This is a genomic window from Enterobacter sp. Lyrl_3, assembly GCF_051948675.1.
Lineage (GTDB): Bacteria > Pseudomonadota > Gammaproteobacteria > Enterobacterales > Enterobacteriaceae > Enterobacter > Enterobacter cloacae.
Map to the genome: position 1 here is coordinate 13,895 of NZ_JAYJLI010000017.1, position 14,296 is coordinate 28,190.

Annotated in this window: 15 protein-coding genes; 10 read left to right on the forward strand and 5 right to left on the reverse strand. The window is 54.6% G+C overall.

Annotated elements, in window-relative coordinates; all coding sequences use genetic code 11:
- The first annotated feature begins 7 nt into the window (after positions 1 to 7).
- Positions 8 to 751 carry an SDR family oxidoreductase gene (locus VF709_RS20995; RefSeq protein WP_013098620.1) on the forward strand — a complete coding sequence of 248 codons (744 nt, stop codon included), beginning with the start codon at positions 8 to 10 and terminating at the stop codon, positions 749 to 751.
- A 69-nt stretch (positions 752 to 820) separates the two neighbouring features.
- Here the strand turns inward: VF709_RS20995 and bglA are convergent, their stop codons facing one another.
- Together bglA and VF709_RS21005 are read right to left on the reverse strand one after the other, a co-directional pair.
- A complete protein-coding gene (gene bglA, locus VF709_RS21000; RefSeq protein ID WP_029883156.1) occupies positions 821 to 2,254 on the reverse strand; it encodes a 6-phospho-beta-glucosidase BglA in 1,434 nt (477 codons plus the stop codon).
- A 116-nt stretch (positions 2,255 to 2,370) separates the two neighbouring features.
- The gene (locus VF709_RS21005) at positions 2,371 to 3,102 is read right to left on the reverse strand and encodes a MurR/RpiR family transcriptional regulator (protein ID WP_038420535.1); all 732 of its coding nucleotides are present in this window, start codon (positions 3,100 to 3,102) and stop codon (positions 2,371 to 2,373) included.
- Positions 3,103 to 3,367: 265 nt separating this feature from the next.
- Here VF709_RS21005 and trhA point away from each other — a divergent pair, with 265 nt between their 5' ends.
- Positions 3,368 to 4,027, forward strand: coding sequence for a PAQR family membrane homeostasis protein TrhA (gene trhA / locus VF709_RS21010; RefSeq protein WP_003863433.1), 660 nt, complete (start codon positions 3,368 to 3,370; stop codon positions 4,025 to 4,027).
- A 109-nt stretch (positions 4,028 to 4,136) separates the two neighbouring features.
- On the opposite strand, the gene ygfZ is transcribed toward trhA, so the two are convergent.
- On the reverse strand, positions 4,137 to 5,117 hold the full coding sequence (gene ygfZ, locus VF709_RS21015) for a tRNA-modifying protein YgfZ (protein WP_023620448.1): 981 nt from the start codon (positions 5,115 to 5,117) through the stop codon (positions 4,137 to 4,139).
- Positions 5,118 to 5,411: 294 nt separating this feature from the next.
- Here ygfZ and sdhE point away from each other — a divergent pair, with 294 nt between their 5' ends.
- Positions 5,412 to 5,678: an FAD assembly factor SdhE gene (gene sdhE / locus VF709_RS21020; RefSeq protein ID WP_013098615.1), complete on the forward strand. Its 267-nt coding sequence runs from the start codon at positions 5,412 to 5,414 to the stop codon at positions 5,676 to 5,678.
- Positions 5,659 to 6,072: a protein YgfX gene (locus VF709_RS21025; protein ID WP_023620447.1), complete on the forward strand. Its 414-nt coding sequence runs from the start codon at positions 5,659 to 5,661 to the stop codon at positions 6,070 to 6,072. Before sdhE ends, VF709_RS21025 begins: the two co-directional genes overlap by 20 nt.
- A gap of 6 nt (positions 6,073 to 6,078) precedes the next feature.
- On the opposite strand, the gene fldB is transcribed toward VF709_RS21025, so the two are convergent.
- Positions 6,079 to 6,600: a flavodoxin FldB gene (gene fldB, locus VF709_RS21030; protein WP_013098613.1), complete on the reverse strand. Its 522-nt coding sequence runs from the start codon at positions 6,598 to 6,600 to the stop codon at positions 6,079 to 6,081.
- Between the two features lie 101 nt (positions 6,601 to 6,701).
- Between fldB and xerD the strand changes: the two genes are divergently transcribed.
- The 5 genes from xerD (at position 6,702) to lysS (ending at position 12,795) form a co-directional block, all read left to right on the forward strand.
- Positions 6,702 to 7,598, forward strand: coding sequence for a site-specific tyrosine recombinase XerD (gene xerD / locus VF709_RS21035; RefSeq protein ID WP_013098612.1), 897 nt, complete (start codon positions 6,702 to 6,704; stop codon positions 7,596 to 7,598).
- 28 nt (positions 7,599 to 7,626) lie between these two features.
- Positions 7,627 to 8,340 carry a bifunctional protein-disulfide isomerase/oxidoreductase DsbC gene (gene dsbC, locus VF709_RS21040; RefSeq protein WP_013098611.1) on the forward strand — a complete coding sequence of 238 codons (714 nt, stop codon included), beginning with the start codon at positions 7,627 to 7,629 and terminating at the stop codon, positions 8,338 to 8,340.
- 5 nt (positions 8,341 to 8,345) lie between these two features.
- Entirely contained in the window at positions 8,346 to 10,079 is a 1,734-nt protein-coding gene (gene recJ, locus VF709_RS21045) for a single-stranded-DNA-specific exonuclease RecJ (protein WP_029883158.1), read from the forward strand.
- Between the two features lie 90 nt (positions 10,080 to 10,169).
- Positions 10,170 to 11,268, forward strand: a protein-coding gene (gene prfB, locus VF709_RS21050; RefSeq protein WP_095908218.1) for a peptide chain release factor 2 whose coding sequence is annotated in 2 segments (ribosomal slippage) — positions 10,170 to 10,244 and positions 10,246 to 11,268 — 1,098 coding nt in all. Because the reading frame shifts where the segments join, the coding sequence is not laid out codon by codon here.
- 9 nt (positions 11,269 to 11,277) lie between these two features.
- Positions 11,278 to 12,795 carry a lysine--tRNA ligase gene (lysS, locus tag VF709_RS21055; protein ID WP_187170904.1) on the forward strand — a complete coding sequence of 506 codons (1,518 nt, stop codon included), beginning with the start codon at positions 11,278 to 11,280 and terminating at the stop codon, positions 12,793 to 12,795.
- 47 nt (positions 12,796 to 12,842) lie between these two features.
- On the opposite strand, the gene idi is transcribed toward lysS, so the two are convergent.
- Positions 12,843 to 13,385, reverse strand: coding sequence for an isopentenyl-diphosphate Delta-isomerase (gene idi, locus VF709_RS21060; protein ID WP_013098607.1), 543 nt, complete (start codon positions 13,383 to 13,385; stop codon positions 12,843 to 12,845).
- A 162-nt stretch (positions 13,386 to 13,547) separates the two neighbouring features.
- On the opposite strand from idi, the gene actS reads away from it, so the two are divergent.
- Entirely contained in the window at positions 13,548 to 14,291 is a 744-nt protein-coding gene (gene actS, locus VF709_RS21065) for an amidase activator ActS (protein WP_013098606.1), read from the forward strand.
- Positions 14,292 to 14,296: the final 5 nt, after the last annotated feature.

Here is a 14,296-nt window from a genome sequence, read left to right on the forward strand (position 1 = left end):
GAAAAGAATGGGTATTGCACTTGTAACAGGCGCAAGCCGCGGTATCGGTAAAGCCACCGCGCTGCAGCTGGCAAACGAAGGCTACACCGTGGCGGTGAATTATCACCACAATATCAAGGCTGCGACGGACGTTATCAACCAGATCGTCGGGGCGGGCGGTAAAGCCTTTGCCCTGCGCGCAGATATTAGCGATGAAGCGCAGGTACTGGCGATGTTCGACAGTCTTGACCGAGAAGCTGAGCCGCTAACCGCGCTGGTGAATAACGCCGGGATCCTGTTTGAGCAATCCACCATCGAAAATCTTTCGGCTGAACGCATTAATCGCGTGCTGGCAACTAACGTCACGGGGTATTTCCTTTGCTGCCGTGAAGCGGTAAAGCGTATGTCGCACAAACATGGCGGCAAGGGTGGGGCGATTGTGAATGTCTCCTCCGCGGCGTCACGACTGGGCGCACCGGGTGAGTATGTGGATTACGCGGCGTCCAAAGGGGCGGTGGATTCACTGACAACCGGGTTAGCGCTGGAAGTGGCGGCGCAAGGTATCCGCGTTAACTGCGTGCGTCCTGGGCTTATCTATACCGACATCCATGCCGACGGTGGAGAGCCGGGACGTGTGGATCGCGTTAAGTCGTTGCTGCCGATGCAGCGCGGCGGCCAGCCTGAAGAGGTAGCCCAGGCGATTGTCTGGCTGCTGAGCGAGAAAGCGTCGTACGTGACGGGCAGTTTTATTGAGTTAGCGGGCGGGAAGTAAACCCCTTACCCTAACCCTCTCCCCAAAAGGGAGAGGGGATCAAGCGTAGCGCCGCCCGGCGTTACAGAGTTAAAGCGTCTCACCGTTACTGGCAATCACACCTTTATACCACTCGAAGCTTTTCTTACGGGAGCGCGACATGTCGCCCGTGCCGTCGTCGTGCTTGTTCACGTAGATAAAACCATAGCGCTTGCTGTACTGGCCGGTGGTGAACGACACGCAGTCGATACAGCCCCACGGCGTATAACCCATCAGGTCCACGCCATCGTGCGTCACGGCTTTGATCATCTCTTCCACGTGAGCGCGCAGATAGTCGATGCGGTAGTCGTCGTTAATGCTGCCATCTTCTTCCACTTTATCGTAGGCGCCAAAACCGTTCTCGACGATAAACAGCGGTTTCTGATAACGCTCGTATAGCTCACACAGAGAGTAGCGCAGACCCACAGGGTCAATCTGCCAGCCCCAGTCAGAGGCTTTCACATGCGGGTTGGGCACGCTGCCTTCAAAGCCTGAAATTGCATCGCCGGTACCGCCTTCTGCTTTGACGGCGTTAGTCATGTAATAGCTGAAACCTAAGTAGTCGCAGGTACCTTCACGCAGGATCTGCTCATCACCCGGCTCCATGTTAATGTTGAAACCACGGCGCTCCCACTCATTCAGTACATAAGACGGGTAATAACCGCGCAGCTGAACGTCGGTAAAGACATAGCGTTCACGCATGGATTCCTGGGCAAACATCACGTCCTCCGGTTTACAGGAGAACGGATAGAGCGCCACCATCGCCAACATACAGCCGACCTTCATTTCCGGGTTAATACGACGCGCAGCTTTCACTGCCAGGGCGCTTGCCACAAACTGATGATGCAGCACCTGGTACATGGTCTCTTCCGGGTTGTCGTGCTCGGTATAGACCACACCGGAGCAGCAGTAACCGAACAGCGGGGCACGCCAGTTACGCTGGTTGTTGATTTCGTTGAAGGTCATCCAGTATTTGACCTTGTTTTTGTAACGCTCGAAGACCACTTCCGCGAAACGGACAAAGAAATCGACCACTTTACGGTTGGTCCAGGCGCCATATTCCTGCACCAGGTGCAGCGGCATTTCGAAGTGGGAGAGGGTGATCACCGGCTCGATGTTGTACTTTAGCAACTCATCGAACAGATCGTCGTAAAACTTCAGCCCTTCTTCATTGGGCTGCGTTTCGTCACCTTTCGGGAAGATGCGCGTCCAGGCGATAGAGGTGCGGAAACATTTGAAGCCCATCTCGGCAAACAACTTGATGTCTTCTTTGTAGTGGCCGTGAAAGTCGATGGCCTCGTGGTTTGGGTAGTATTTACCCGGTACCACTTCCTGGGTGATTTCACGGGGAACGCCATGCGCGCCACCGGTCAGCACGTCACAGATGCTCGGCCCTTTGCCGCCTTTGTTCCAGCCGCCTTCCACCTGGTGAGCAGCAACCGCGCCGCCCCATAAAAAATCTTTTGGTAAGGTTAATTTTTTCATCGTTGCTATTCTCAATTCATGACTTATTGGAATCGAGTCTAGCAAAGCGACATTAAATGTCACGATATAACAATTTGCCTGAATTGTAATTTGTTACATGCAAAAAACAGGATGTTTTATTCTGTTAATTTCTTCGCCAGTTTACGCCCGAGCGACTCCAGAATATAAATAACGGGGATTTGGGTGGTGATATCATACACGCCTGCAATACGCGTCTGGGGAACATGCCAGGAGAGATTAAAATCGGCTAGTTTTGCCAGCCGCGAGTGCTCATGGCTGGTAATGGAGAGTACCTTGCAGTGATGCAGGCTGAACTGGCTGGCGAAGCGCAGGATCTCTTCCGTTTCACCGGATACCGACAGTACAATCGCCAGCGCATTTTTGGCCATATCATTGGTCACCGGGAAATAAGGATCGTCGATATGGTTGCTGAATTTACCGATATTAGAAAAGAAGCGTGCACCATATTTTGCCAGCGAGCCTGAGGTCCCTGCGCCGACAAAGATAATTCGCTCGGACGATAATATTACCTCCACCGCTTCATCTAATAATGTATCGAACTCTTCATTATTAACGCTTTTAAAGAAGCTGATAATTTCACTGGCACCAAAATTTATCTGCTGAGGCTCATTTTGCTCCAGATAGAGCCTAAAGCGTACGCGAAATTCAGAGTAGCCTTCGCAGTTGAGTTTGCGGCAAAAGCGCAGGATAGTGGTGGTGGAGACACCTGCCGCGTCCGCCAGTTCGCGGATAGTCATGTACATCACTTTGTCACGATTTTTGATGACATAGTTGTAGACCATCATCTCCAGATTATTGAGACTGGCAATGGCGGCGTGGGTGAACATACTCACAGTGGCATAACTCTCATTCAGACCTCATTGACCCATCATAACATGCAGCCAGAGGGCAGGATCCATTTTTATACCTTTGATTCATAATGATTAAATTTTAATGTGAACAAATGTAAGGTGAAACTGTTTTTTATATATATGATTTTTATATATAAATTATGGATTGAAATTATTTTAGCTAACAGGTGTTCACTGGAATCATTCTCAGTTAGCATAGTCATGCGATGAATAATCATCTTTCGTTTTCCCGGAGTTTTGTATGGTGAGCAGACCATTAATCGCACAGGGATATTCACTGGCTGAGGAAGTAGCCAACAGCATCAGCCACGGCATTGGCCTGGTGTTTGGGATTGTCGGTTTAGTGTTATTACTGGTGCAGGCGGTGGACACCAACGCCAGTGCCATGGCCATTACCAGCTACAGCCTGTATGGCGGGAGTATGATCCTGCTGTTTCTGGCGTCGACGCTGTATCACGCCATTCCGCATCAGCGGGCAAAGATATGGCTCAAAAAATTTGACCACTGCGCTATCTATCTTCTTATTGCAGGCACCTACACGCCATTCCTGCTGGTGGGGTTGAACTCACCGCTGTCGCGTGGCCTGATGATTGTGATCTGGAGCCTGGCGCTGCTGGGGATCCTCTTTAAGCTGACCATTGCGCACCGGTTTAAGGTGCTGTCGCTGGTGACCTACCTGACGATGGGCTGGCTGTCGCTGATAGTGGTTTATCAGCTGGCGATTAAGCTGGCGGTAGGGGGCGTGACCTTGCTTGCCGTAGGCGGCGTGGTCTACTCGTTGGGCGTCATTTTCTATGTCTGCAAGCGCATCCCTTATAACCATGCCATCTGGCACGGCTTTGTACTTGGGGGCAGCGTGTGTCACTTCCTGGCCATTTATTTGTATGTGGGGCAGGTGTAGTTTTTACATCTTGCGGCCTGTTGCCCTCACCCTAACCCTCTTCCACAGGGAGAGGGAGAACACCAAAACCGTAGGCCCGGTAAGCGTAGCGCTACCGGGCGATACAGCATCACTCTTCCAGTGAATACGGCAGCGGCTCAATACTCAAGGTATTGGCATCATCACGCACGCGGAACACGCTGTCGGCTTCCATGTCGTTGTTCATCACCGCCTGCACCAGCAGACGGCCATCATCCAGTTGAACGGCGGCTAGCACGGTGCCGGTACGGCGCCAGTTTTCACCCATCTTCAGTTCTAAATCTTCACCTGCTTCCGGTACACGGCTGGCGTGACCCGCCAGTGTCCACAGCGCGCGCTTATTCGCGCCGCGGAATTTTGCCCGCGCGACCATCTCCTGGCCGGTGTAACAGCCTTTTTTAAAGCTGATGCCGCCCAGCGCCTGCAGGTTGGTCGCCTGCGGAATAAACTGCGCGCTGTTGGCCGCGTCAATCACCGGCAGACCCGCTTCAATGTTCAGTGCCAGCCACTGTTGGCTGTTATTGAACTGGGCTTCACCGCGCAGGGCCTCAGTTACGCGCTCGGCGGTCGCGGCGTCGGTCACCAGCAGGAAACGCTCTGCAGGATGTTCAAACCACAGGATGGAGGTCTCACCTTCGCTAACCAGCTGTTTTTCTGCATCCGGCAGTTCGTTGAACAGGTTTTTCAGCGCGGCACGCGCCTGAAAACCGGCCACGCCCAGCAGCACGTGCTCGTCATCTGGCGCAATGGTGACTTTAGAAAAGACCGCGTATTTCTTCAGCTCTTTGAGCTGGTCATCACGCAGGCTGCGGCGCTCAATAAAGGCAAAGCCATCCTGACGGCGGAACAGACGCAGGTTGCTCCACATTTTGCCTTTTGGATCGCAATGCGCAGCCAGCAGGTGCTGATGTTCGGTCATCTGGCTCACGTCTGCCGTGACCTGGCCCTGAAGGTATTTTTCGGCGTCGGCACCAACGAGTGTGGCAAGTGCCCAGTCATCAAGAGAAATAAGCGTCAGCGGCAGACGCGCAGAGGCGGCGGGCTGGCGAGGAGAAAATGGTGTAAATGCCATAACGGTATCCTGAATTGCTTAACGCTTTGATAATGCCTAATGGTAAAAGAGACTACAGCCATTGCAAGCGCTTTCAGCAGGCCATTCGTGCCATAACGCAGCAATGCGTAGCGCCACGCAAAATAGTGTAATCCGCTGTCTTTATAGGGGTTATTCTGGAAGCCCACTTCAGCTTCGCAATATTCCAGTAAAGAAACGGTCAAAAACACGTTACACTAGCGAGTGTCCCCGCAGAGAAATAAAGAAGACTGAACGGGGTACCGACTGTGCCAAACGTAATGCAGGAAACAGAACATGGATATTAACAACAAGGCCCGTATTCACTGGGCATGCCGACGCGGCATGCGTGAACTTGATATCTCCATCATGCCTTTCTTCGAATATGAGTATGACAGCTTAAGCGATGAGGATAAGCGTCTGTTTGTTCGCCTGCTTGAGTCTGACGATCCCGATTTATTCAACTGGCTGATGAACCACGGCAAGCCCGCCGACACCGAGTTGCAACGGATGGTGCAATTAATTCAAACACGGAATCGGGAACGTGGTCCTGTGGCAATCTGATCTTCGCGTCTCGTGGCGCTCGCAGTGGATGTCGTTATTGCTCCACGGCCTGGTCGCGGCATTTGTTTTACTGATGCCGTGGCCGCTTAGCTATACGCCGCTGTGGCTGTTGTTGCTGTCGTTCGTCGTTTTTGACAGCGTGCGCAGCCAGCGCCGGATCAATGCCCGCCAGGGTGAGATCAAATTACTGATGGACTCCCGCCTGCGCTGGCAGGGTAAAGAGTGGGATATCCTCGGTATGCCCTGGATGCTCAGTTCCGGCATGATGCTACGGTTACGCCAGGTGGGCGGCGGTAAGTGCCAGCATCTGTGGCTGGCCGCCGACAGTATGGATATTGCGGAGTGGCGGGAACTGCGCCGGATGCTACTGCAGCAGCAACCGACGCAGGAATAATACGCGTTAACTGAACTTCTCGGCCATTTCGCCCAGAATCTGCTCGCACCAGGTTTGCAGACGCTCGTCGCTCAGATCGTACTGGTTGGTTTCATCCAGCGCGAGCCCGACAAACAGTTGGCCGTCTGCGATAATCGGTTTTTTACTGGTAAATTCGTAACCTTCCGTTGGCCAGTAGCCGATAAACGTGACGCCCTTCGGTGCCAGCTTATCGTGCAGCATGCCGAGTGCATCCAGGAACCATTCCCCGTAACCGAACTGGTCGCCCATACCGTACATGGCAATGATTTTGCCGTCGAGGTTGAGCGTATCGAGCTGATCCCAGATGGCTTCCCAGTCTTCCTGTATCTCACCGAAATCCCAGGTCGGGATGCCGAGGATCAATACGTCGTACTGCTCCATCAGCGTGAGCGCATCGTCCTTCAGGTTATGCAACGTCACCAGTTCCGGGCCAATGATGTCGCGAATTTTCTCTGCCGCCATTTCGGTGTAGCAGGTGCTGGAACCATAAAACAGACCAATATTCATCGCGTATCTATCTCAATTCTTGCTATGACTTTGCGCGTAGTGTACCAGAAACCGCTCGCAATCAGGCATAATGCCCGGATTGCAGAATCAAAGGGGCTGATGTGGAAAAGGATCTCGCACTCATCGAACAGTTTCTCGACGCGCTGTGGCTGGAGAAAAACCTGGCCCAAAATACGCTGAGCGCCTATCGGCGGGACCTCACCATGCTGGTGGAGTGGCTGGCACACCGGGGACTGTCGCTGGAGAGCGCACAAAGCGACGACCTGCAGGCGCTGCTGGGCGAGCGTATGGAGGGGGGCTACAAAGCCACCAGTTCCGCGCGTCTGCTCAGTGCAATGCGTCGACTGTTCCAGCATCTCTACCGTGAGAAAATTCGCGCGGACGATCCCAGCGCCCTCCTGGCATCGCCTAAACTCCCGCAGCGGCTACCGAAAGATCTCAGCGAAGCACAAGTTGAGAGATTATTACAATCACCGGCTGTTGACCTGCCGCTGGAGTTACGCGATAAAGCCATGCTTGAGCTATTGTATGCTACCGGCTTGCGCGTTTCGGAACTGGTTGGCCTGACGATGAGCGACATCAGCTTGCGTCAGGGCGTGGTTCGTGTGATCGGTAAAGGGAACAAGGAACGGCTGGTCCCGCTGGGAGAAGAGGCGGTGTACTGGCTGGAAACGTATCTGGAGCACGGTCGTCCGTGGTTGCTGAACGGCGTTTCTATCGATGTCTTGTTCCCCAGCCAGCGTGCGCAGCAGATGACGCGGCAAACGTTCTGGCATCGCATCAAGCATTACGCCACACTGGCGGGCATTGACAGTGAAAAGCTGTCGCCGCACGTGTTGCGGCATGCCTTTGCGACACATCTGCTGAACCACGGCGCCGATCTGCGCGTGGTGCAGATGCTGCTGGGACACAGCGATCTTTCCACGACGCAAATTTACACCCATGTCGCGACGGAACGCCTGCGGCAGCTACACCAACAGCACCACCCTCGCGCGTGAGTGCCGACGAATTGTTACAGGATCTTATATGAAAAAGTCTTTTGCGCTGTTCACCCTGCTGGCAGCCTCTTTTACCGGTTTTGCCCATGCGGATGACGCCGCTATCAAACAGTCGCTGACGAAACTCGGCGTAACCAGCAGCGATATTCAGCCTGCGCCGGTGGCGGGGATGAAAACCGTTTTAACCAACAGCGGCGTGCTGTACGTGACCGAAGACGGCAAACACATTATTCAGGGGCCGATGTACGACGTAAGCGGCGCGCAGCCGGTGAACGTGACCAACCAGCTGCTGATGAAAAACCTGAATGCGCTTGAAAAAGAGATGATCGTTTATAAGGCGGCGCAGGAAAAACACGTTATAACCGTCTTTACCGACATCACCTGTGGCTACTGCCACAAGCTGCATGAAGAGATGAAAGATTACAACGCGCTGGGCATTACCGTGCGTTATCTGGCTTTCCCTCGCGCGGGTGTGCAGAGCCAGCCTGAGCAGGACATGAAGGCCATCTGGTGTGCAAAAGATCGTAACAAAGCGTTTGATGACGCGATGAACGGTAAGGGTGTGCAGCCGGCTTCCTGTGATATTGATATTGCCAACCACTACGCGCTGGGCGTGCAGTTTGGCGTGACCGGTACGCCAGCCATTGTCTTAAGCAACGGCTACGTTGTCCCGGGCTATCAGGGGCCAAAAGAGATGAAAGAGTTCCTCGACGCGCACCAGAAACAGTTTGGTGGTAAATAATCCGCGTGAAAGCCCCAATAAAATTGCGCCGCCGCGACGCGGTTGAACAGGTTGATTTGCCAGCCGATCTTCCGCCGCTGTTAAAGCGGCTCTACGCCAGCCGCGGCGTGCGGAGTGCAGGCGATCTTGAGCGCAGCGTCAAAGGGATGCTGCCCTGGCAGCAGCTGAACGGCATCGAAAAAGCCACTGAAATGCTCTACAACGCGCTTCGTGAAGGCACGCGCATTGTGGTGGTGGGGGATTTCGATGCCGACGGCGCCACCAGCACCGCGCTGAGCGTGCTCAGCCTGCGCGCGCTGGGCTGCGAAAACGTCACCTATCTGGTGCCTAACCGCTTTGAAGATGGTTATGGCCTTAGCCCGGAAGTGGTCGATCAGGCACATGCCCGTGGCGCGCAGATGATCCTGACCGTAGATAACGGGATCTCCTCCCATGCGGGGGTCGATCACGCGCATCAGTTGGGGATCCCGGTGCTGGTTACCGATCACCACCTGCCGGGTGAAACGCTGCCGGCCGCTGAAGCCATTATTAACCCGAACCTGCGCGACTGCGATTTCCCGTCGAAATCACTGGCGGGCGTGGGCGTGGCGTTTTATCTGATGCTGGCGCTGCGCACCCTGCTGCGGGATAAAGGCTGGTTCGAGTCCCGCGGGATCGCCGTGCCCAATCTGGCCGAGTATCTCGATCTTGTTGCGCTCGGCACCGTGGCGGACGTGGTACCGCTCGATACCAATAACCGTATCCTCACCTGGCAAGGGTTAAGCCGCATTCGTGCGGGCAAGTGTCGTCCGGGTATTAAGGCGCTGCTGGAGATTGCGAACCGCGATCCGCTCAAGCTCGCCGCCAGCGATTTGGGCTTTGCCCTCGGCCCGCGCCTGAATGCGGCTGGCAGGCTGGACGATATGTCCGTCGGCGTCGCGCTGCTGCTGTGCGACAACATTGGTGAAGCACGCGTGCTGGCGAATGAACTGGATGCGCTGAACCAGACCCGCAAAGAGATCGAACAGGGAATGCAGGCTGAAGCACTAACCCTGTGTGAAAAGCTTGAACGCAGCGGTGAAACATTGCCGGGCGGGCTGGCGATGTACCACCCTGAATGGCATCAGGGGGTGGTGGGCATTCTGGCGTCGCGCATTAAAGAACGTTTCCACCGTCCGGTGATTGCATTTGCGCCCGCAGGCGATGGCACGCTGAAGGGCTCCGGTCGTTCGATTCAGGGGCTGCACATGCGCGATGCGCTGGAGCGTCTGGATACGCTCTACCCGGGCCTGATGCTCAAATTCGGTGGTCACGCGATGGCGGCAGGCTTGTCGCTGGAAGAGGCGAAATTCGACGAGTTCCAGCGTCTGTTTGGCGAACTGGTGACTGACTGGATCGACCCTGCTCTGCTGCAGGGTGAAGTGATTTCCGACGGTGAGCTCGCACCGATGGAGATGACCATGGAAGTGGCGCAAATGCTACGCGATGCAGGCCCGTGGGGACAGATGTTCCCGGAGCCACTGTTCGATGGCCGCTTCCGTCTGCTGCAACAGCGCATCGTGGGCGAACGTCACTTGAAAGTGATGGTGGAACCGGTGGGCGGCGGCCCGCTGTTGGATGGTATTGCCTTTAACGTCGATACCGCTGTCTGGCCGGACAATGGCGTACGCGAGGTCGAACTGGCCTACAAACTGGATATCAACGAGTTTCGCGGTAACCGCTCCCTTCAAATCATCATCGACAATATCTGGCCAATTTAGCGGCAGTAATCTCTATAAAAAAGGGCGTGGATTCGGTACAATCCCGCTCTTATCACCGCATTTTGACAAGTCCATAAAAGAAAACAGACCATGTTTGAAATTAATCCGGTAAAAAACCGTATTCAGGACCTCACGGAGCGCTCTGACGTTCTTAGGGGGTATCTTTGACTACGATGCCAAGAAAGAGCGTCTTGAAGAAGTAAACGCCGAGCTGGAACAGCCGGACGTCTGGAACGAGCCTGAACGCGCGCAGGCGCTGGGTAAAGAGCGTTCCTCTCTCGAAGCTATCGTAGATACGCTGGATCAAATGGCTCAGGGGCTGGAAGACGTTTCCGGTTTGCTGGAGCTGGCTGTAGAAGCCGACGACGAAGAAACCTTTAACGAAGCCGTGGCAGAGCTCGACGTGCTGGAAGAGAAGCTGGCGCAGCTTGAGTTCCGTCGTATGTTCTCCGGCGAATACGATAGCGCTGACTGCTATCTCGATATCCAGGCAGGTTCTGGCGGTACTGAAGCGCAGGACTGGGCCAGCATGCTGATGCGCATGTATCTGCGCTGGGCTGAAGCGCGTGGCTTCAAAACCGAGATTATCGAAGAGTCTGAAGGCGAAGTGGCTGGCATTAAGTCCGTCACCATCAAGATCATTGGTGACTACGCCTACGGCTGGCTGCGTACCGAAACCGGCGTTCACCGCCTGGTACGTAAGAGCCCGTTCGACTCCGGTGGTCGTCGTCATACCTCATTCAGCTCCGCGTTTGTTTACCCCGAAGTTGACGAAGATATCGATATCGAAATCAACCCGGCAGATCTGCGTATCGACGTTTACCGCGCATCTGGCGCGGGTGGACAGCACGTTAACCGTACGGAATCAGCGGTACGTATTACCCACATTCCAACCGGGCTGGTAACACAGTGCCAGAACGACCGTTCCCAGCATAAGAACAAAGACCAGGCCATGAAGCAGATGAAAGCGAAGCTTTATGAGCTGGAGATGCAGAAGAAAAATGCTGAGAAACAGGCGATGGAAGACAACAAGTCTGATATCGGCTGGGGCAGCCAGATCCGTTCTTACGTCCTTGATGACTCCCGCATCAAAGACCTGCGTACCGGGGTTGAAACCCGTAACACGCAGGCGGTGCTGGACGGCAGCCTGGACCAATTTATCGAAGCAAGTTTGAAAGCAGGGTTATGAGGAACCAACATGTCTGAACAACAAGCACAGGGCGCTGACGCGGTAGTCGATCTTAACAACGAACTGAAAACCCGCCGCGAGAAGCTGGCAGCGCTGCGCGAGCAGGGCGTGCCGTTCCCGAACGATTTTCGTCGTGACCACACCTCAGACCAACTGCACTCTGACTTCGACGCTAAAGAAAACGAAGAGCTGGAAGCGCTGAACATCGAAGTGGCCGTTGCGGGCCGTATGATGACCCGTCGTATCATGGGTAAAGCCTCTTTCGTTACCCTGCAGGACGTGGGCGGCCGCATTCAGCTGTACGTTTCCCGTGACGATCTGCCAGAAGGCATCTACAACGAGCAGTTCAAGAAGTGGGACCTGGGCGATATCCTGGGCGCGAAAGGTAAACTGTTCAAAACCAAGACCGGTGAACTGTCTATCCACTGCACCGAACTGCGTCTGTTGACCAAAGCCCTGCGCCCGCTGCCGGACAAATTCCACGGCCTGCAGGATCAGGAAGCGCGCTACCGCCAGCGTTATCTGGACCTCATCTCTAACGATGAGTCCCGCAAGACTTTCAAAATTCGCTCCCAGATCATGGCCGGTATCCGCCAGTTCATGGTTAACCGCGACTTTATGGAAGTGGAAACCCCAATGATGCAGGTGATCCCAGGCGGTGCTTCCGCACGTCCGTTCATCACCCATCACAACGCCCTGGACCTGGACATGTACCTGCGTATTGCGCCGGAACTGTACCTGAAGCGTCTGGTGGTGGGTGGGTTCGATCGCGTGTTCGAAATCAACCGTAACTTCCGTAACGAAGGCATCTCCGTGCGTCATAATCCAGAGTTCACCATGATGGAACTCTATATGGCGTATGCAGATTACAAAGATCTGATCGAGCTGACCGAATCCCTGTTCCGCACCCTGGCGCAGGACATTCTGGGCACCACGCAGGTACCTTACGGTGAAGAAGTGTTCGACTTCGGCAAGCCGTTCGAAAAACTGACCATGCGCGAAGCCATCAAGAAATACCGCCCGGAAACCAACATGGCGGATCTGGATAACTTCGATTCTGCAAAAGCGATCGCTGAAAGCATCGGTATTAAAGTGGAGAAGAGCTGGGGTCTGGGCCGTATCGTGACCGAGATCTTCGAAGAAGTGGCAGAAGCGCACCTGATTCAGCCGACCTTCATCACTGAATACCCGGCTGAAGTGTCCCCGCTGGCGCGTCGTAATGACGAGAACCCGGAGATCACTGACCGCTTTGAATTCTTCATCGGTGGCCGTGAAATCGGCAACGGCTTTAGCGAGCTGAACGATGCAGAAGATCAGGCGCAGCGCTTCCAGGATCAGGTTGACGCAAAAGCGGCAGGCGACGACGAAGCGATGTTCTTCGACGAAGACTACGTGACGGCGCTGGAGCACGGCCTGCCACCAACGGCGGGTCTGGGTATTGGTATCGACCGTATGGTAATGCTGTTCACCAACAGCCACACCATCCGCGACGTGATCCTGTTCCCGGCGATGCGTCCGGTTAAATAACGTCTGCAGATCGTAAAAAGCCCCGTGCGATAGTCGCCGGGGCTTTTTTATTTGGCGGCGAAGGCCCGCAGTTTTTCGCGTGCCGCCGTCGCCTCCATCACCATCCAGGGGCTAAAGGCCCACGGTGTGGCATCCAGAGCCTGGAACAACGCGTCCAGATCAACCCATTCGTATGCCATCACTTCATCACTGTTGATCGTCAGCGCATTCGTGATCCTGGCGGCAAAGACCGGGCAAATCTCATTTTCGACGATCCCGGAAGGATCGGTTTCACAGTAGCGAAACTCAGCGGCGACAGGGGTGATCCCGGTAATTTCGGCTCCCACTTCATAGCGGCAGCGGCGCACAATGGCCTGATCAATCGCTTCACCAGATTGCGGATGGCCGCAGACTGAGTTCGTCCAGACGCCCGGCCAGGCTTTTTTGCTTAATGCGCGACGGGTGATAAGACACTCCCCTTTGGCATTAAAGAGCCAGGAAGAGAACGCCAGATGGAGTGGGGTATGGGAGGTATGTGCAGCGTATTTTTCCTGAGTGCCAATCACCATTCCCTGGTCATTTACCAAAATAACGTGTTCTTGAATACTCATTGATGCTCCAGTGCTAACCATGCGGATGGTTCAGCACCACCAGCGATGTCATTATACTGCATTCCGGTACGAACGGTTTGTTCCACAGAGCGGAAAAGGGCTGACCCATATCTGTTTGGGCTGGTATTATAGGGCGCCATTCACGCTGACCGAGGATCTGTTTTGTTTGCAGGAAGCCTGACGAGAAACCCCATCACTGCCGTGTTCTGCCTGATGCTGACGCTATTGCTGGCAGGCTGTTCAGGGAGTAAATCTTCGGATATGGGCAGCTATTCCGGTGCGGTCTATACCGTGAAGCGCGGGGATACGCTGTACCGGATTTCGCGCGCGACGGGGACCAGCGTAAAGGAGCTGGCGCGTCTGAATAATATCTCTCCGCCATATACCATCGAAGTGGGGCAGAAGCTTAAGGTTAATGGCGGTTCATCCTCGGGCAAAAAATCGTCGTCGAAAGGCAAAACCGCCAAAGTGACGCCATCCTATGCGGTGCCGCAATCCTCCTGGCCGCCTGTCGGACAGCGCTGCTGGATTTGGCCGGCCAGCGGCAAAGTTGTGTTGCCGTACTCCTTATCTGAAGGCGGCAATAAGGGAATCGATATTGCAGCCGCGCGCGGTACGCCGGTTTATGCCTCCGGGGCAGGGAAGGTCGTGTACGTGGGCAATCAGCTGCGCGGTTACGGTAATCTGATCATGATTAAGCATGGTGAAGACTACATCACGGCTTATGCGCATAACGACACAATGCTGGTTAATAACGGCCAGAACGTGAAGGCGGGGCAGAAGATCGCCACCATGGGCAGCACGGGCACGGATACGGTGAAGCTGCACTTCCAGATCCGTTATAAGGCCACCGCCATCGACCCGCAGCGTTATCTTCCGGCACAGGGCAGCAAGCCGAAGTGCTAAGTGAT